The organism is Nocardia sp. CA-145437 (assembly GCF_050956485.1).
Taxonomy (GTDB): domain Bacteria; phylum Actinomycetota; class Actinomycetes; order Mycobacteriales; family Mycobacteriaceae; genus Nocardia.
Genome location: NZ_CP191204.1, coordinates 5,358,266 through 5,377,000, shown reverse-complemented (window position 1 = coordinate 5,377,000; position 18,735 = coordinate 5,358,266). Strand labels below are relative to the sequence as shown.

The following is an 18,735-nucleotide window of genomic DNA, read 5'->3' as shown; positions in this document are numbered from 1 at the left end:
CATATTCGGTGCGCTGTCGCGGGGTGTCGCGGTGGGATGCCGGGCTCAGATGTGTGCGCCCTTGGTGCGATTGCAGGCGCGGCACAGGATCTGCAGGTTGGCGGGGCTGGTCGCGCCGCCGCGGCTGATCGGGATGATGTGGTCGAACTCCAGGTAGTGGGTGTCGCCGCATTCGACGCACTTACCGCCGTCGCGCTGCCACACCACGGCCTTGACGTCCGGTGGGACCGAACGGGTGTCGCGGCGGCCGGGGGTGAGGGCCAGGCGTTTGGCCACCCGTAGCGCGCCCTCCATGGCGGCGGCCGCGTAGTCCGGATCGGCGAGCTCGAGGATCGCGCCGCCGCGCGCGGAGGTGGCCGAGATCTCGATCCGCCCGGCGGCGGGAGTCACCGAAACCACTCGGGCCCAGGGCATCTCGATGCCGGTATCGGGGCCGGTGAAGCGGAGTTTGCGGTTGCTGACGATCAGGCGGCCCTCGGTGCGTTTGGGGCCGCGGGCCAGCTGGCGGACATGGACGGCGGGCAGGTTCAGGTGGACGCGCTCGTCGGGGTCCAGGTGCAGGCCGGTGGCGGGCTGCTGTGGGAGTTCACCCGAGCGCAGGCGGGTGAGCAGACGACCGCGGTGCAGGCGGCGGCGCAGCTCCTCGATGCGCGGGTCCGACAGCGACAGTTCCCCGGCGATGTCCTCGAAGGAGTCCAGATCGGACTGCTCGACCACACTGTCGGCGAGGGTGAAGGCGACCACGCGTTCCAGATGCGCACCGGCGACCGGGCGCAGCGGATCGACGGCTACCGCACGCTCGATCCGCTGGAATCGCAACTCGGTCCACAGCGCTTCCCAATCGCCGTCGGCAGCGCCGGACGGGGCGACCCGATCCTCGCGCGGGCCCGGGGCACGCAGCACCCGCTCGGCGCGCTGCCGCCATCCGCGCAGGTATTCGGCTGTCTCGGTGGCGCATTCGCGGCACAGCGACGCCGACCCGAACAGTCCGGCCGCCGCGCCGAGCAGCCCTTTACGCGGCGTGCCGCAGCGCGGGCAGTGGCGGGCGTCGCGGACGACGACGGGCCGGGTCGAGGTGGTCCAGGTTGTGCCGTCCCACCAGCGCAGGCGCGCCGGATCACGCGGGTCCGGATGCCAGTCGGCCCGTTCGGGATCCGGCGGCGGCGGAGTGCGGCGCGGCTCGGCCCGGACCGTGCGCGCGGGATCGATCCGCACCCCGAATTCGCGCACCAGCCCGGCCAGGCTCACCCCGGCATCGGCCAGCCCCCGGAACTCCCACCCGCCCTCGGCGCGCGCGAATTCACCCAGTACCAGGGCGGCAGCGGTATCCGCCACGGCCACCGGGTAGGAGACCACGGGGCTGTCATGGTCGAACACCGTGAGCGTCAGCCCGTCGACCCCGGCGAAACCTCGGCCGGACCCGGCGGATCCTCGGCCCGGAGCCGCCGCGCCCGGGGAGAGCCGAGCGGCGTCCTCGGCCTCGACGGCCGACTCGTCCACCGATCCGATGACGACGATCCCGGCGATGTCCGGCCCGGTCCGCGGGAGCGACACCGACAGCCGGGCGGTCCCCGCCGCGGGCTCGCGATCCAGCGTCACCGCCTGCGAGACGTGGCGGGGCGCGTCGAACCAGACGAAATCGCGGTCGGACCGGGCCCGGCCGTGCTCCGCCACCAGGACGGCCTGCGCCCGCACCGCATGCGACGACCGCCACGAAAGCACAACCGTCAGAAGCGATGTCGGAACCGTCGTTCGCTCACCCTTGGTCAGTTTCATCGTGGTGGCACTATGCCACGCGCCACCGACACAAACGGCCACCAGCCACCGGCGAAACCGCACGCCCGCGCTCACGGCCGATCCGGAAATCGTGCGGCACAGTAGAGGGATGACCAACCCCAAGGGGAGCGACCAGCAGAACCCCGCCCCGCGCGGCAAGGGCGCCGGCGCGCGAGTGCCCACCGCCGGCGACATCCTGGCCGCGGCGCAGGCCGCCGTCGAGGCCGCCCAGAACGCCGCCGGGCTGGCCCTGGACTCGGCGCAGGTCACCGCCTCGACCGCGTTCGACACCGCGGTCCGGCTGCCGCCCGCCTCCATCCAGCTCGCGGCGCAGCTGCCCGACCTCATCCAGAGCCTCACCATCGCGGTCGAACGCCTCAACTCGACCATCGACCGGCTCGACCGCACCCTCGCGCTGGCCGAACCGGCTTTCGTCGCCTACGACCGCGTCCTGACCCGGCTGGAATCGGTCACGGCGCTCGGCGAGGACATCCTCGAGCGACTCGACAAGCTCCCCGGCGTCTCGCTGCTGGGCCGTCTCACCGGCAGCCGTGACAATCCGGAACCCGAACCGCCGCAGGAGAAGTCCCGCCGCCGCAAGTGAGGTGACCGCGGCGGTCAGGCCAGGGGGAGCGGAGCGCGTGGCGGGACGCCCAGACCGGGCAGGGCGCGCAGCGCGGCCGCGGCCTTCCACACCATCTCGTGGTACTCGCCCTCGGGATCGGAATCCAGGACCACCGCGCCGCCCGCGCCGATCCGCCACCGGCCGTCGTAGCGGACCGCGCTGCGGATGACGATGTTCAGGTCTGCCGTGCCACCCAGGCCGAGGAAGCCGATCGTGCCCGAATAGACGCCGCGGGCCTCGGTTTCGAGGGCGTCGATGATCTCGAGGGTGCGCAGCTTCGGCGCGCCGGTCATGGAGCCGCCCGGAAAACAGGCGCGCAGGCAATCGACGACATCCAGCTCCGGGCGCAGTCTGCCGCGGACGGTCGAGACCAGTTGGTGCAGCGTCGTGTACGTCTCGACGGCCATCAGCTCGGGCACGTGCACCGAGTCGACCTCGCAGACCCGGCCCAGATCATTGCGGAGCAGATCCACGATCATCAGGTTCTCGGCGCGGGTCTTCGGGTCGCGGGCCAGGTCCGCGGCGATCTCCGCGTCCGCGGCGGGTGTGTGGCCGCGCTTCGCGGTGCCCTTGATCGGCTTGCTCTCCACGGTCCGGGCCCGGTCCAGCTTGAGGAAGCGCTCGGGGGAGGAGCAGGCGACTTCCAGGTCCGCGAAGCGCAGGAAGGCCGCGTAGGGGGCCGGATTGCAACGGCGCAGCGTGCGATACACGGTCAGACCGTCGGCGTCGCCCGGCGGATACGCGCTGTCGGTGATGCAGATTTCGTACGACTCGCCCGCGTGCAACTGCTCCTGGCAGGCGGCGACATCGGCCAGATAGCGGGCGCGGCCCCGGGTCAGCAGCGGCGCGACCGTCGCCTCGTCGGCGCGCAGCTCCAGTAGCGGCGGGTTCTCCCATGTCGGAAGGGTTTCCACGACGGCGCGGGTGGTGGCGAGCCAGCCCCGGGCGGCGGCGGTGGCCTCCGGTTCGGTGAGGGCCAGCAGGTGGGTGCGGCCCGCCTCGTGGTCCACCACGATCAGGCGGTCGGCGAAGATCCACTGGGCATCGGGGGTGGGGGAGCGGTGCGGTGCGGGGGCCCCGCAGTCGGCCTTCATCTCGTAACCGAGGTAGCCGACGTAGCCGCCCGCGAAATCGAAAGGGACGTCGGGGAAGTCGATCCGGCGGCGCCGCAGCTCGGCGGACAGGTAGTCGAGCACGCTGCCGGGGACCGTGCGTCGCCCGGCCGCGGACTCGACCTCCACGTGGCCGCTGCCCACCCGGTAGCCGACCACCTCGGCCAGCGGGCCCGACGCGTCGCCCAGGAACGAGAAGCGGTCCAGGCCCGGCTCCACGTGTTCGCTGTCGAGCCAGAAGGCGTGGGGGGAATCGGCGTACAGGGCGTCGAAGACGGCTTCGGCGTCGACCGCACGCTCCACGACGGTCCGCTCGACGAGGTAGTGGACGGGTGCCTCGACCGGGTGCGGGGCCTCGGCCTCGATCGGACTGTGCGCCAGGGGCGTTCGCTCGGACGGCGGGGAGACGCCCTGTCCCCGATGGTATTCGGCGGTCAGCTCGGCGAAATTGCGGAGCAGCTGTTCACCGTGCTCGCTGGAGACGGACTCCGGATGGAACTGCACACCCCACTGCGGGCGGGTGCGGTGGCGCACGCCCATGATCACGCCATCGGGGGCGGTGGCCGTGATCTCCAGGGCCGCCGGGACCGGCTGGGCGGCGCACAGCGAGTGATAGCGCACCGCCGAGAATCCCTGCGGCACATCGGCGAACAGGCCGCGGCCGTCATGGCTGATCAGATCCGGATACCCGTGCCGGGCCCGCGGTGCGGTGACCACCTCGCCGCCCGCCGCGATCACGATGCCCTGATGGCCCAGGCATACACCCAGCAATGGGAGGTCGGACTCCGCGATCAATGCCGCCGAGATGCCGAAATCACGAGGCACATCCGGCCGTCCCGGCCCGGGGGAGATGACGATATTGTCGAATCGTTCGAGCCCGAGCTCCTCGATCGACCCCGCCTCGTCGTTGCGCACGACCACGGGTTCGACCCCGTTCACCCGGCTGATCAGCTGATACAGGTTGTAGGTGAACGAGTCGTAGTTATCGATCAACAGCGTGCGCATTTGACCCAGCACATTACGCCTGCCGTGTCGAAACACCGCGCTCCGACCTGCGTGAACGAGTCGCCCGCCACTACTGCTGGCACACGCCTTCAGTTCGACCGGCCGACTACGGCACAATGGTCGGCATGTCTGTTGCGCAGCCGTCCGAAGTGGATCGTGACGTCGTCGATTTCGCCATCGTCGGAAAGTGGATGGAGGAGCAGGGCTTGCCCGGCGGCGAGTTCGAGGAGGTGAAGCCGCTCGGCGGCGGCACCCAGAACATCATGCTGCGCTTCCGGCGCGGCGGCCGCGACTACGTGCTGCGGCGCGGGCCCAAGCATCTGCGCACCGCCAGCAACACCGTCATCCAGCGCGAATCCCGCATCCTCGGCGCCCTCGGCGACACCGAGATCCGCGCCCCCAAGGTGATCGCCGCCTGCCCCGACGAATCCGTGCTCGGCGCGTCGTTCTACCTGATGGAACCCATCACCGGCTTCAACCCGCAGAACGAACTGCCCGAACTGCACGCCGGCGACCCCGAGGTGCGGCGGAAGATGGGCCTGTCCGCGGTCGAGGCCATCGCGCGGCTCGGCTCCCTCGACCACGAGGCGCTCGGCCTGGCCGACTACGGCAAGCCCGAGGGCTTCCTGGAACGCCAGGTGCCGCGCTGGCTCAAGGAACTCGACTCCTACAGCGTCAACGAGGGCTACCCCGGCCCCGAGATCCCCGGCGTCCAGCAGGTCGGCGATTGGCTCGACCGCAACCGGCCGGCGCAGCCCAAAGCCGGGATCCTGCACGGCGACTGCCACCTCGCCAACATGATGTTTTCCTTCGACGGCCCCGACGTGGTGGCCATGGTCGACTGGGAGATGTCCACCATCGGTGACCCGCTGCTCGACCTCGGCTGGCAGATCGCCACCCGCCCCGAACCGGGCACCACCGGCGCGGCCCTGATCGGCACCCTGGGCGCGGTCGGCGGCCTGCCCACCGCCGAGGAGATGATCGCCCACTACGGGCGGTTCTCCGACCGCGACCTGAGCCACGTCACCTGGTACACCGTGCTGGCCTGCTTCAAGCTCGGCATCGTCCTCGAGGGCACCCACGCGCGCGCCTTCGCGGGCAAGGCGCCCAAGCAGGTCGGCGACTTCCTGCACGCCATCACCCTCGAGCTGTTCGGCAAAGCGCACCAGCTGATGGAGTGATGGCACACCTGTCGCCATCTCGACGGCGGCTGGCTGAATATTGGTGGCCGACAAACAATTGCCACCGTAAGTTGGGGCCATGCCGATCGTTCCCGACGCCAAAGACTGGACCTGGGTGCTCGAACGCACTTGCGCCGACTGCGGGTTCGACCCCGACGCCATCGCCTTCACGGCGGTGCCGGGGTCGGCCCGCGACAGTGCCACGCGGCTGCTGGCCGCGCTGGAACGGCCGGACGCGCGGGTCCGGCCCGACGACTCCACCTGGTCCGCGCTCGAATACGCGGCCCACGTACGCGACGTGTGCCGGATCTTCACCCATCGGCTCGACATCGCGCGCACCGGCGGGCCCCGGCCGGGGCCGGTGATCGCCGCCTACGACCCCGCGGTCACCGTGGGGGACAACGGGATTCCCATGTTCGCCAACTGGGACCAGGACGCCACCGCGCTCGCCGAGAACTACGGCGCGTCCGAGACCGCCACCGTGGCAGCCGAACTCGCCGCCGCGGTCGACGTGGTCGCCAGCGCCTTCGAAGCGGTGCCGGGCGATGAACACGACCGAGCCGCCTTGCGCAGCAACGGTTCCGCGTTCACCATCTACTCCATGGCGCGGTACTTCCTGCACGACCTCGTGCACCACGCGCACGACGTCGAACGCGGCTGAGGATCAGCGGCAGCGCAGCAGGGCGTCGCGCAGATTGCGCGAACGGACATCGTCGAGCACCGCCATGCCCAGGCGGTTCATCACATAGCCGAAGCCGAGACCCGTTGCCGGATCGGCGAAACCGAACGAGCCGCCGTAGCCGGTGGTGCCGTAGGCGCGCTTGTCGGAGCCGAATCGGAAACTGCCGCGTGACTTGCGGAAACCCAGGTGATAGCGGCTCGGGGTGAGCAGGACCAGGTCCTCGGCCGGGACATCGTCGGCGGTGTCGGCGGTGGCCAGGCGGTCCAGCAGGGCCCGGCCGATCGGCAGCTCACCGGTCTGCCCGGCCGCCGCCCCGTAGATCCGGGCCAGGGCGCGTGCGGTGCCGACGCCACCGGCCGCCGGACTCTCCACGGAGAGGAACTCACGTCGCGCGGCTCGGGCGGGCGCGCCGACCTGCGGGCTGTTCAAGGCGCGGTAGGACAGGCCGCGCTTGCCGTAGAGCTGGATTCCGATGCGCACCGGGAGATCCCGCTCGTAGCGGAGGATGTCCAGGCCCTCGGTCGCCGACAGGGTCGCCACCCGATCGAGCGAGATCTCCTCCGGCAGGCCGATATAGAACTCCGCGCCCACCGGGGCGGCGATGTCCTCGGCGAAGATGCGGCCCAGCGTGCGATGCGCGGGATCCACCCGTCGCAGCAGCTCACCCTGATACAGGCCGGCCGTGATCGGGTGATAGCCGTGCCGGGTTCCCGGCCGCCACAACGGTTTCTGCTCGGCCAGCACCACCGCCATGCCGTCCAGATCCGCCATGTCCGTGAGACGGAACGGGCGATCCAGGGCCGCCAGGCCGCCCTGATGGTCGAGCAGCTGGCGCACGGTGATCGATTCCTTGCCGTGCGCGGCGAACTCGGGCCAGTGCAGCGCCACCCGATCCTCGTAGTCGAGCAGGCCCTTCGACACCGCCGACGCGACCACGAACGCCGTCATGCCCTTGGTCGAGGACCACACCGGGGCCATGGTGTCGCGCTCCCACGCCACCGTGCGCTTGCGATCGCGATACCCCGCCCACAGATCCACCACCGGCCGATCCCCGTCGAAGACGGCGACCGCCGCACCGATCTCGCCGTGCCGGGAGAAATTGCGGCGGAACGCATCGGCGACCGGACCGAAACCCGCGTCCACCTCGCCGTGGACCGTGACCTGCTCACTCATGATGGGGACGATCGTAACCGGGTTCCCGCAGAGCGCCAGGGCGGTGACCTCGCCGTCCGCCGATGCGGGGGTGCCGGGAGACGCGGCGCACACCGAGCGAAGCCAAGGCATAGCTGCTGGTTGTTCATACCCTTCCCGGACTTGGTGGGCGAAAGGCATTCCTGCCGGTCCGAACCGGTATCGTGCCCGGACATGCCCGGAATCCCGCGGATTACCGCATCATTGCTGCGCACCAAGCCGGTGGAACAACTCACCTCCGACGGCGAGCACACCGCACTGCGGCGCAGCATGGGCCTGATCCCGCTGATCGCCCTGTCGGTCGGCGCGACGCTGGGGACCGGCATCTTCGTCGTCCTCGGCGAGGCCGCGCCGCTGGCCGGGCCCGCCGTCGTCGTCTCCTTCGTCATCGCCGCGCTCGCCGCCCTGTTCTCGGCGTTGTCGTACGCCGAACTCGCCGGCGCCGTGCCGGTGTCCGGGTCGGCCTACTCGTATACCTATGCGACGCTGGGCGAGATCGTGGCCTGGGTGTGCGGGTGGTGCCTGCTGCTCGAGTACGGCGTCTCGGTGGCGGCCGTCGCGGTCGGGTGGGGCGCGTACCTCAACGAATTCCTCGGCTCCACCATCGGCTGGCGCATCCCCGACGTGCTCGCGCAGCCGCCGGGCGCGGGCGGGGTGATCAACCTGCCCGCCGCGGTCGTCGTGCTGCTGGCCACCGCGGTGCTGCTGGGCGGCGTCCGGGAGAGCGCGCGGGTCACCACCGTCACCACCGTCATCAAGATCGCGGTGCTGGTGTTCTTCGTGGCCGTGGCGGTCACCGCGTTCAACTCCTCGAACCTGCACCCCTTCGCGCCGGAGGGGATCTCCGGGATCGGGGCGGCCGCGTCGATGGTGTTCTTCTCCTTCATCGGCTTCGACGCCGCCTCCACCGCGGGCGAGGAGGTGAAGAACCCGCAGCGGGATCTGCCGCGCGCCATCATCATCTCGCTCGGCATCGTGACGCTGATGTACGTGCTGGTGGCGCTGACCGCCGTCGGCGCGGTCGGGGTGGGCGGCGTGAGCAGCTCCGGCGCCTCGCTGGCCACCGTGCTCGACCAGGTCACCGGGCGCGGTTGGCCCGCCACCATCCTCGCGGCGGGTGCGGTCATCGCCATCGCCTCGGTGGTGCTGACCGTGCTGTACGGGCAGACCCGCATCCTGGTCGCCATGTCCCGCGACGGGCTCATGCCGAGCGTGCTGTCGCGGGTCGGGCAGAAGCGGGTGCCGACGATCAACACGCTCATCGTGGGCGGCGTGGTGGCGGTGCTGTCGGCGCTGGTGCCGCTGGGAGAACTGGTGAACGCCACCAATATCGGCACGCTGGTGTCCTTCGGGCTGGTGAACATCGGCGTGCTGGTACTGCGGCGCACCAAGCCCGACCTGCCGCGCTCGTTCCGGACGCTGGTGCCGGTGGTGCCGGTGATCGGCGTGGCCATGTGCGTCTGGCTGCTCGTCCATCTGCCCGGGGTGACCTGGCTGGCGTTCACCGTGTGGTCGGCGGTCGGGCTGCTCGTGTACTTCGGGTACGGCAGGCGGCGATCGGCGCTGAGCCGGGCCGCCTAGGCTCGACGTATGCGATCGCTCGAGCAGATTCGACAGTGGCCGGTCCGGAACGCGGCGGCGGGTGTCGTCGTCCGGGGCAAGGGTGTGGTCGACACCGAGGGGGATGCCGCGCGGGTGTTTCCGCTCGCCTCGGTGACCAAACCCCTTGTGGCATACGCGGTCCTGGTGGCGGTCGAGGAGGGGGCGATCGAGCTCGACCAGCCCGCCGGGCCGCCCGGATCCACCGTGCGGCACCTGCTCGCCCACACCTCCGGGCTGGCCTTCGACACCGACGCGGTGCTGGCCGCGCCGGGCGCGAAGCGGATCTACTCCAGCGCCGGATTCGAGGTGCTCGCGGATTTCGTTGCGGCGCAGACCGGTATCGCCTTCGACCGGTATCTGCACGAGGCGGTGTTCGAACCGCTGGGTATGACTTCCTCGGTGTTGACCGGTCCGGCCGGGCATGCGGGCCGCTCGTCGGTCGCAGATCTGCTGCGCTTCGCTGAAGAATTGCTGGCACCGGAAATTCTGAGTGCTGAATTGGCTTCCGAGGCAAGCGAAGTGCAATTCCCGGGATGCAATGGCGTACTGCCCGGCTACGGCTCGCAGCGGCCCAACGACTGGGGACTGGGATTCGAGATCCGCGACCACAAGGCGCCGCACTGGACCGGGGGCGCGAACTCGCCGCGCACTTTCGGGCATTTCGGGCAATCCGGAACGTTCCTCTGGGTGGATCCGGACGTCGGCATGGCGTGTCTCGCGCTCGCGGACGAGAATTTCGGGGACTGGGCCCGGGCCGCGTGGCCGACCCTCAGTGATGCCGCGATCGCGGAGTTTGCGTAGACGGCGACACGGTCGCGGAGTAACACACGCATCATCGGGCACTCCAGTAAGCTCGGGCCACACCGCGCTCGGCCCAGGGGTCGTTGGGGAAGACGTACCTCGTCGAGCCGGAGGTGTCAGTGGTGCGTGCGTCGAGTCAGTTCGCGGAAGCGACGTCTGGGGTCGTCTATGTCCATTCGTCGCCGGCCGCGCTGTGCCCGCATATCGAATGGGCGCTCACCTCGACCCTCAAGGCCCCCGCCAAACTCCGCTGGACCGTCCAGCCCGCCGATCCCGGACAGCTGCGCGCCACCACCGATTGGTACGGGCCAGTCGGTACTGGGGGGAGATTAGCCAGAGCATTGCGCGATTGGCCCGTGCTGCATTTCGAAGTCACCGAGGAACCCAGTGAGGGCGTCGACGGCGAACGCTTCAGCTTCGTCCCCGGCCTCGGCATGTGGAGCGGCGCCACCGGCGCCAGCGGCGACGTCATGGTCGGCGAGATGCGGCTGCGCGCCATCGTCGCCGAGGCTCGCGCCCACGGCCGCGGCTCGGCCGCCGAGATCACCGCCGAAATCGATCGCGCCCTCGGCACCGCCTGGGACGACGTCCTCGAGCCCTACCGCCTCGGCGGCGACGGCGCGGACGTCACCTGGCTGCGCCGCGACGTCGGCTAGACCCGCACCACCGGACACACCGCGCGGACCGCCGAACCATGCGAGCCTGCCGTCGCAAACGCCCCGAAACGGGCAGAATGCCCAGGGGAGGGGCAGCCGACGAGGAGGATTCGTGCGGACCACAGCGCAGATCGCGGGCACGGCACTGGCCGTCATCACCACGGCCCTCACCCTGACCGCCTGCAACGACGCCACCAACAACAGTTCTTCGGACGCCACCAGCAGCGCCGCCAAACCCGCCACCTCCGCCGCCGCCTTCCCGGCCGCCGGCCACGACGCCGTCCAATGCGGCACCGGTCCCTGGGGTCTCGCCGTCGTCGCCTCCACCGCCAAGGGCAACGACTTCTGCTCCACCGCCCTCTCCGTGGCGGGCGCCTACGCCGACCAACGCGCCAAACAATCCAGCGGCGACATCGCCGTCACCGTCGCCACCATCCGCTGGGTCTGCGGTGAACGCGCGGGCAACCCCAACCCGTACCAGGAATGCGCCAGCCAGAACGAATCCGCCGACCGGGTCCGACTCCAGTCCTGAACCCGGTCAACGGATTCGCGCACCACTACGCCGGTGCGACCGCGCTGGTTTCGACCGGCCGGATCACGCCGATCGCCGGTTATCGCCGGTGCGGACCAACTCGGCCGCATTGACCACGCCCAGAGCGAGCAGCGTTGTCGAGAACAGCACGGGCAGGGCGAGAATCCAATGCTCGGCAGCACTGTCGCCGATCGACACCGACTGAGTGATGAGCAGAACGCTGATCGCCGCTTCACCGGCCACGCAACCGATGGTGAGCAGGATGGCGAGCCGTCGCGGGTGGAGGGCCGACAGCGCGGCCGGGGCCAGAGCCAGAACTGCCGCCGAGGCGAACTGCCAGAGGAAATCCGTGCGCAGGATCGGCGGGATGATGGTGGACAACACGAGGACGGCACTCAGCAGCACACAGCCCGACACCGCCAGGGCCGCCGTGGCGATCGCGAATCGGCCACTCGGCCACCGGAGTTCGAATCGAGGCGCGCCGAGCAGCACCGTCGCCGCGGCCAGGAGCCCTGCCAGACCCAGGAACAGGTGCGCGTTCAGCGCGAAGTGCGCGCCGGTGGACGTCGCGAACCCCGGACGATCCGAGGCGATCCAACCCTCCAGCCGGGCGATGACGATGGCGCCCCACGGACTGGTCAATGCGAACCCCGCGACCAGTGCCTGCCGCGTGGTCCGATGCGGCCGTGGGAAGAACGTGAACAGCCCTGCGATGACCGACATCCAGGTCACGGCCGCCAGATACCAGGAGCCGTGCGCGAGAACGTCATCGAACCAGTACGCCGCGTCGTACTCGGCGGAATCGGCGAAGGGCATATGCCGACTGTCCAGCAACACGCCACCCGCGACCAGCGCCGCAACTCCGGACAGCGCGGTGGTGACACCGGCGACCATGCCACGCCGACTCGCGAGCCCACTGTCCTGTCGCGCACGCTGATTCGCCTCGCGTCCTCGCGCCCTCGGGGGAGCGCCGGAGGCCGCGACGGTGTGCGCACCCGTCGGGGTCGCTTCGGCCCGCGGTCCGGTTCGGACGCTGTTCTGCTCGGGAATCGGATTTCGCCCCGCGTCGCCCTGGTTCGCGCGACCGGAATCGGCCCGCCGAAGCCGGCTGTGCCGGGGTACGTCTCCTTCTCCCGCTGGACCTTCGCGATCGCCGAGCGGATCGGGTTCGCGGGGGGATCCAGGCGCTACGCCGAATTGCCTGCTCGACAATGAATCCGGGTGGTCCGCGTCCCGAACGGCAGCTGTGGCTCCGGATACTTCGGCGAGCGCCGCTGGCTGCGGGTGCTCGCGCCTCGGGCGGCTGCCGGGCATGCGCGGGCTGTCCATGGTCGAGGCTCCGCCCAGGACCTCGCGGGCATAGGACGCGACGGCGGGGTTGTCGTGGAGTGCCATGTAGTGCAGGGCTTTTCGGGCGACATCGGCTTGGAGCTGGTCGGATGACGAGAGGCGGGTGCTCAGGGCCTGTGCTGCGCCGCGACGAATCTCCGGATGGGGGCTGTCGAGGGCGACCCGGATCGACTCGGGGATGCCTGTCAGGGCACTGTGATCGGCGGAACTCGTTGGACTGATAGGGGATTCGTCAGCTCTCGCCGTGGCGGGTTCGGGTTCGGAGGTGGGCGGGAGGTGGTTGGCGGGGAGGGTGTGGATGAGTTCAGGGTGGGGTGGGGCGGCGAGAGTTGGGGCGGTGCGGGGGTTCGCGGGGCGGGATCGGGTCAGGATCTGGGTGGCGGCTTCGGCCAGGGCGGCGCAGGTGGGGTAGCGGTCGGCGGGGTTCTTGGCGAGGGCTATGGCGATGACGTCGTTGATGCCCGAGGGGAGTTCGGGGCGGATGTCGGTGGGGCGGGGCGGGGGAGTGTTGAGGTGGGCGGCGATGACGGCGGCCTGGTCGGTGCGCGGGAAGGGCTGACGGGCGGTGAGGAGTTCGTAGAAGGTGCAGCCGAGGGAGTAGATGTCGGCGCGGTGGTCGGCGGTGGCGCCGTGGAAGCGTTCGGGGGCTGCGTAGGCGAAGGTCGCGGCGGTGCCGGTGAGGGTGAGGGTGTCGTCGAGGGCGCGGGCGATGCCGAAATCGGTGAGCACGGCGCGATTTCGGTCCGTGCCGGGATGAGCGGGGTAGTCGTCGAGAAGGATGTTGCCGGGCTTCACGTCGCGGTGCAGGATGCCGTGGCGGTGGGCGTAGTCCAGCGCGCGAGCGGCGTCGGTCAGGATGCGGACCGCGTGGTCGTCGGGGAGGGGGCCGCCGCGCGTGGTCATCCGCTGCGCCACATCGCCGCCGCCGACGTATTTCATGCTGATCCACGGCAGGTCGGCGTCGGAGGACGCGCGGTCGTAGATGGCCACGATGTTCGGGTGCTCCAGGCGGGCCGCGAGCGCCGCCTCCCGTTCGAAACGGGCCCGCCCCCGGGAGTCCGCGGCGATCAGCTCACCGAGCACCTTCAGGGCGACCAGCCGGTTCAGCCGGGGATTGCGGGCCAGATACACGACCCCCATGCCGCCCGTGCCGAGCGTTCGCTCGATCGTGAACCCCGAGAATTCCGCCCCCGGATCGAGCCGCATACCGCCGCCTCCGCCAGTCACCCCAATGCCAGCCAGGTCACCATACGCCCGGCCACCGGCCTCCGCCCGGCGTTTTGCCACCCGGCGCGCCGCACGAGCGGGACACGCGCCACACGCGACTCGCCGACCATTTCGGCGCGCACCGGCCCATGAACCCGTTCCGCGTCTCCTGCGTACTTCCGGAACACCCGAGCGGCGGCGTTCAATAGGGCGAATGACCGATGTGCTGTGAACCCGTACAGCGCAGCCTGAATTTCGCCACGGAGGCAGACCGACACCTTTGAGGAGCGGACCATGACCACTGCGGAAATCGATATCGAGGGACTGCGCTCGGCCGTCGACGGGGTGGTGATCACGCCCGCCGACCCCGACTACGACACGGCCCGTCAAGTCTGGAACGGCGGCATCGACCGCCGCCCGGCCGTCATCGTCCGCCCCGCCTCCGCCGCGGGTGTCGCGGCCGCCGTGCTGGCCGCACGCCAGTACAACCTCGAGATCACCGTGCGCGGCGGCGGCCACAACTACGCGGGCCATGCGGTCGCCGACAACGCCATGATGATCGACCTGCGAACCCTCGATTCGGTCACCGTCGACACCGACGCCGCGCTCGCGCACATCGGCGGCGGCGCCACCTGGGCGCAGGCCGACGCCGCGATCTCGCCGCACGGCTTGGGCGTCACGGGTGGCTTCATCTCCAGCACCGGCGTCGGCGGCCTCACCCTGGGCGGCGGCATGGGCTGGCTCACCATGCGCTGCGGACTGAGCTGCGACAACCTGGTCGCCGCCGAGGTCGTTACCGCCGACGGCCGCGTCGTGGTCGCCTCACCGCGCGAGAACGCCGAACTGCTGTGGGGATTGCGCGGCGGCGGAGGCAATTTCGGCATCGTCACCACCCTCACCTTCGCCCTGCACGACGTCCCGGCGCTGGCCCAGCTCACCATGCTGTGCTTCGCCCCCGAGCACGCCGCCGCCGGCCTCGCCGCGGGCCGCGAGCTCATCGCCACGCTGCCCAAGGGCTACGGCGGCGTGATCTTCGCGGTCAGCGCCCCGCCCGCGCCGTTCGTGCCCGAGCACTATCAGGGGCAGCCCGGATTCGTGGTGATGGTGGCGGGCTTCGGTGACCCGATGGAACTCGAGGCCATCGTCAAGCCGATGCGTGACGCCGCCCCGGTCCCCGCCTGGGAACTGGTCACCCCCATCCCGTACACCGCGCTGCAACAGATGTTCGACGAGTCGGCCCCGCCCGGACTGCACGCGTACGAGAAGTCGCTCTACGTCGATGACCTGTCCGACGCCGTCCTCGCCACCCTGATCAGCGCCTTCCCGCAGCGGCGCTCCCCGATGACCCTGATCCCGATCTTCGCGCTGCGCGGCCGCTACAGCGAAATCCACGAGGACACAACGGCATTCAGTGGCTCCCGGAACCCCTGCTGGGCCATCAACATCAGCGCCATCACCCCGGACCCGGACGAATTCGCCGCCGAACGCCAGTGGACCCGCGACCTCTGGGACGCACTGCGCCCGTACGCCAACTCCTCGGCGAGCTACGTCAACTTCCTCGTCGACGACGACCCCGCCCGGCTCCGGGAATCCTACGGCGAGAAGTACTCCCGCCTCACCGCCCTCAAAGCCGAGTGGGATCCCGACAACGTCTTCCACCACAACGCCAACATCCCTCCGGCCTGAACCGGAACTTCTTCTCCCACAACGAAAGCGGGCGGTCTCCGAAGAGACCGCCCGCTTTTGCGTTGCCGCGTAACGAATTACAGCGGAATGTTCTTGTTGTGCTGCGGCCGCGACGGCGCGGCGGCCAGTGCGGCGGCGATGGTGGAGCGGGTCTTGGCCGGGTCGACGACCTCGTCCACGACCCCGATCGCCATCGCGCGCTCGACACCGCCCGCGATCCGCTCGTGCTCCTCGGTGAGCCGCTCCAGCATGGCCTCGCGCTCCTCCTCGGGGGCGGCCGCGAGAGCCTTCTTGTGCAGGATGCCGACGGCGGCCTTGGCGCCCATGACCGCGACCTCGGAACCCGGCCACGCGTACACGGCCGTCGCGCCCAGCGAGCGGGCGTTCATGGCGATGTAGGCGCCGCCGTAGATCTTGCGGGTCACCAGGGTGACGCGCGGGACACGGGCCTCGGCGAACGCGTGCAGCAGCTTCGCGCCGCGGCGCACCACGCCCTCGAACTCCTGCGAGACGCCCGGCAGGTAGCCCGGCACGTCGGTGACGACGATCAGCGGGATGCCGAACGCGTTGCACAGGCGCACGAAACGCGAAGCCTTCTCGGCGCTTTCGGAGTTGAGGCAGCCACCCAGACGGATCGGGTTGTTGGCCAGCACGCCGACGGTACGGCCGCCGAGGCGGCCCAGACCGACCACCATGGACCGGGCGTACCCGCCCTGCAGTTCCTCGAAAGTGCTTTCGCCGTCGACATTGTCGAGCAGCTCGTTGATGATCGGCTTGACGTCGTAGGCGCGCTTGGCCGACTCCGGCATCATGGCCTTGAGGTCGACATCGCCGTGCGCGGCGGCGGCCAGGTCGAATTCGCCCTGCTCGGCGAACATCGAGACCAGGCGGCGCGCACGGTGCATCGCGTCCTGCTCGTCATCGGCGACGATGTGGCAGACGCCGGACTTCTTGCCGTGGGTGACCGGGCCGCCCAGGGTCGCCATGTCGACGCTCTCACCGGTCACCGTCTTCACGATGTCCGGACCGGTCACGAAGACCCGGCCTTCCGGAGCCATGATGACGATGTCGGTCAGCGCCGGGCCGTAGGCGGCGCCACCGGCGGCGAAGCCGAGCACCACGGAGATCTGCGGGACCTGGCCGGACGCGCGGACCATGGCCTCGAAGACCAGACCGACGGCGTGCAGGGCCTCGACGCCCTCCGCCAGTCGCGCCCCGCCCGAATGCCACAGGCCCACAACGGGAATCTTGGAGTCGATGGCGGTATCGATCGCATCGACGATGTGCTTGCACCCCTCGACGCCCATGGCGCCGCCCATCACGGTCGCATCGGAGCAGTAGGCGACGGTGCGGACACCGTCGATCTCACCGATGGCGGCGAGCACGCCGGACTTGTCGCGGGGGTGGAGCGGGAGAACGGTTCCGGGATCGAAGAAGCGCTGCAACCGACCCAGCGGGTCACGGGGATCGGTCGTGGTGTCCGCGTGTGCGGGGGCCATGATGGTCATCGCAAACTCTCCTCATGAGGAAAATGCGGTCGCTGAGAGCGGCTGCGAAATGTCGAAATCCCGGCAGGGGATCAAGGTTTGGGATCTCGATCCGAAAATCCCCTGCCGGGACCGCTTGTCTTACTGACCGGTTCTAGAAGTGCGCGGTTCGTCTAGACGGTTGATCGTGAAAACTGCGCGTCAGTACCGGCCGAAGGCGAGCGCGACATTGTGCCCACCGAAACCGAAGGAGTTGTTGATCGCGTACTGGATGTCCTGATGGCGCGCGGCGCCGTGCACGACGTCCAGATCGATCGCCGGATCCTGGTTCTCGAGGTTCAGCGTCGGAGGGACGACACCGTCCCGGATGCTGAGCACCGTGAGAATCGACTCGAGTGCGCCGACGGCGCCGATCGAGTGGCCCAGGGCCGACTTGGGTGCGTAGACCGACGCGTGCTTGACGCCGGCCTTGTGAATCGCGTTGGCCTCCGCGGTGTCACCCACGGGGGTGGCGGTCGCGTGAGCGTTCACGTGGGTGATGTCCGAAGCGGACAGACCCGCGGTCTGCATCGCGCGCTGCATGGCGCGAGCCGCACCGCTGCCCTCCGGATCGGGAGCCACGAGGTGGAACCCGTCGGAGGTGATACCCGCGCCCATGAGGCGGGCGTGGATGGTGGCGCCGCGAGCCTTGGCGTGCTCCTCGGTCTCGAGGACCATGAGCGCGCCCGCTTCGCCGAAGACGAAGCCGTCGCGATCCTTGTCGAAGGGACGCGAGGCGCCCTTCGGATCGTCGTTGCGGGTCGACATGGCCCGCATCATGGAGAACGCGGCGATCGGAATCGAGTCGATGAAGCCCTCGACACCGCCGGTGACCACCATGTCGGCGTCACCCATGACGATCATCCGCCAGGCGTTGGCGATGGCCTCCGAACCCGACGAGCAGGCCGAGACCGGAGTGACCACTCCCGCGCGGGCCTTGAGCTCGAGGCCGACCACGGCGGACGGACCGTTCGGCATGACCATCTGAACGGCCAGCGGCGAAACCTTGCGGTAGCCACCGTTCTTCAGCTTGTCCACCGAATCGATCAGCGCGTCGCCGCCGCCGAGACCGGTACCGATGGCCACACCCAGCCGGAGCGGGTCGACCTCGGGGGTGCCGGCGTTCTTCCAGACCTCACGACCGAGCACGGTGGCCAGTCGCTCGACATACGCCATGCGGCGGATCTCGACCCGCTCGAGCAGAGTGTCCGGCGACACCTTCAGGTGGCCGCCGATACGAACCGGAAGGTCGTACTCCGCAATGAAGTCGTCCTCGAGCGTGTCGATGCCGCTCTCGCCATTGAGGAGGCCCTTCCACGTCGCATCGACGTCACCGGCGATCGACGTGGTCGCCGCCATGCTCGTTACGACGACGTTGGGAAAGTTCCCGTTCAAGGTGGAAGGAGTGGTCACGGTGTCGGTCCTACTCGCCCTGGTGCTTGGCCTTGAGGGCCTCGGCAGCCTCGGAGTTCTCGGCCTCGAGCTTCTGGATGTACGCCACCGCGTCGCCGACGGTCTTCAGGCTCGCCAGGTCCTCGTCCGGGATCTTGACGCCGTACTTGTCCTCGGTCTGGACGGCGATCTCGACCATCGACAGCGAGTCGATGTCCAGGTCGTCGACGAAGGACTTCTCGATGGTGACCTCGGAGGGCTCGATACCGGTCACCTCTTCGATGATCTTACCGAGCTCTTCGACGATCTGTTCCTGGGTCAGAGCGGCCACTGTGGTGGCTCCTTATCTTCTGTAGAGGGGTGGGGATTCATTGTTTGCGACCCGGTGCTCCATCGCCGTTGATGGGAGCGG

General features: G+C 69.7%; 15 protein-coding genes. 8 read left to right on the top strand and 7 right to left on the bottom strand.

Features of this window, described 5'->3' with window-relative positions:
* Positions 1-45: 45 nt before the first annotated feature.
* Positions 46-1,776, bottom strand: a complete 1,731-nt coding sequence (locus tag ACQPYY_RS25060; RefSeq protein ID WP_433591212.1) for an HNH endonuclease — start codon at positions 1,774-1,776, stop codon at positions 46-48.
* A 109-nt stretch (positions 1,777-1,885) separates the two neighbouring features.
* Between ACQPYY_RS25060 and ACQPYY_RS25055 the strand changes: the two genes are divergently transcribed.
* Positions 1,886-2,380, top strand: coding sequence for a hypothetical protein (locus ACQPYY_RS25055; RefSeq protein ID WP_379095152.1), 495 nt, complete (start codon positions 1,886-1,888; stop codon positions 2,378-2,380).
* 14 nt (positions 2,381-2,394) lie between these two features.
* Here ACQPYY_RS25055 and pabB read toward each other — a convergent pair whose 3' ends face one another.
* The gene (pabB, locus tag ACQPYY_RS25050; RefSeq protein WP_433591211.1) at positions 2,395-4,518 is read right to left on the bottom strand and encodes an aminodeoxychorismate synthase; all 2,124 of its coding nucleotides are present in this window, start codon (positions 4,516-4,518) and stop codon (positions 2,395-2,397) included.
* 116 nt (positions 4,519-4,634) lie between these two features.
* On the opposite strand from pabB, the gene ACQPYY_RS25045 reads away from it, so the two are divergent.
* Together ACQPYY_RS25045 and ACQPYY_RS25040 are read left to right on the top strand one after the other, a co-directional pair.
* On the top strand, positions 4,635-5,699 hold the full coding sequence (locus ACQPYY_RS25045) for a phosphotransferase family protein (RefSeq protein WP_433591210.1): 1,065 nt from the start codon (positions 4,635-4,637) through the stop codon (positions 5,697-5,699).
* Positions 5,700-5,778: 79 nt separating this feature from the next.
* Positions 5,779-6,360 carry a DinB family protein gene (locus ACQPYY_RS25040; protein WP_433591209.1) on the top strand — a complete coding sequence of 194 codons (582 nt, stop codon included), beginning with the start codon at positions 5,779-5,781 and terminating at the stop codon, positions 6,358-6,360.
* Between the two features lie 3 nt (positions 6,361-6,363).
* On the opposite strand, the gene ACQPYY_RS25035 is transcribed toward ACQPYY_RS25040, so the two are convergent.
* Positions 6,364-7,554: a serine hydrolase domain-containing protein gene (locus tag ACQPYY_RS25035; RefSeq protein ID WP_433591208.1), complete on the bottom strand. Its 1,191-nt coding sequence runs from the start codon at positions 7,552-7,554 to the stop codon at positions 6,364-6,366.
* A gap of 192 nt (positions 7,555-7,746) precedes the next feature.
* Between ACQPYY_RS25035 and ACQPYY_RS25030 the strand changes: the two genes are divergently transcribed.
* The 4 genes from ACQPYY_RS25030 (at position 7,747) to ACQPYY_RS25015 (ending at position 11,163) form a co-directional block, all read left to right on the top strand.
* Positions 7,747-9,153, top strand: coding sequence for an amino acid permease (locus ACQPYY_RS25030; RefSeq protein ID WP_433591207.1), 1,407 nt, complete (start codon positions 7,747-7,749; stop codon positions 9,151-9,153).
* A 9-nt stretch (positions 9,154-9,162) separates the two neighbouring features.
* Positions 9,163-9,975 carry a serine hydrolase domain-containing protein gene (locus tag ACQPYY_RS25025; protein WP_379095168.1) on the top strand — a complete coding sequence of 271 codons (813 nt, stop codon included), beginning with the start codon at positions 9,163-9,165 and terminating at the stop codon, positions 9,973-9,975.
* 122 nt (positions 9,976-10,097) lie between these two features.
* A complete protein-coding gene (locus ACQPYY_RS25020) occupies positions 10,098-10,631 on the top strand; it encodes a DUF3145 domain-containing protein (protein WP_433591206.1) in 534 nt (177 codons plus the stop codon).
* A gap of 112 nt (positions 10,632-10,743) precedes the next feature.
* Positions 10,744-11,163, top strand: a complete 420-nt coding sequence (locus ACQPYY_RS25015; RefSeq protein WP_379095174.1) for a hypothetical protein — start codon at positions 10,744-10,746, stop codon at positions 11,161-11,163.
* A 63-nt stretch (positions 11,164-11,226) separates the two neighbouring features.
* Here ACQPYY_RS25015 and ACQPYY_RS25010 read toward each other — a convergent pair whose 3' ends face one another.
* Entirely contained in the window at positions 11,227-13,719 is a 2,493-nt protein-coding gene (locus ACQPYY_RS25010; protein ID WP_433591205.1) for a protein kinase domain-containing protein, read from the bottom strand.
* 294 nt (positions 13,720-14,013) lie between these two features.
* Here ACQPYY_RS25010 and ACQPYY_RS25005 point away from each other — a divergent pair, with 294 nt between their 5' ends.
* Positions 14,014-15,405 carry an FAD-binding oxidoreductase gene (locus tag ACQPYY_RS25005; RefSeq protein ID WP_433591204.1) on the top strand — a complete coding sequence of 464 codons (1,392 nt, stop codon included), beginning with the start codon at positions 14,014-14,016 and terminating at the stop codon, positions 15,403-15,405.
* Positions 15,406-15,482: 77 nt separating this feature from the next.
* On the opposite strand, the gene ACQPYY_RS25000 is transcribed toward ACQPYY_RS25005, so the two are convergent.
* The 3 genes from ACQPYY_RS25000 to acpM form a co-directional block, all read right to left on the bottom strand.
* Positions 15,483-16,913 carry an acyl-CoA carboxylase subunit beta gene (locus ACQPYY_RS25000; RefSeq protein WP_357098102.1) on the bottom strand — a complete coding sequence of 477 codons (1,431 nt, stop codon included), beginning with the start codon at positions 16,911-16,913 and terminating at the stop codon, positions 15,483-15,485.
* Positions 16,914-17,093: 180 nt separating this feature from the next.
* The gene (locus ACQPYY_RS24995; RefSeq protein WP_213560178.1) at positions 17,094-18,344 is read right to left on the bottom strand and encodes a KasA/KasB family beta-ketoacyl-ACP synthase; all 1,251 of its coding nucleotides are present in this window, start codon (positions 18,342-18,344) and stop codon (positions 17,094-17,096) included.
* Between the two features lie 10 nt (positions 18,345-18,354).
* Positions 18,355-18,654 (bottom strand): meromycolate extension acyl carrier protein AcpM, encoded by a 300-nt coding sequence (gene acpM, locus ACQPYY_RS24990; protein WP_357098105.1) that lies wholly within the window; start codon positions 18,652-18,654, stop codon positions 18,355-18,357.
* Positions 18,655-18,735: the final 81 nt, after the last annotated feature.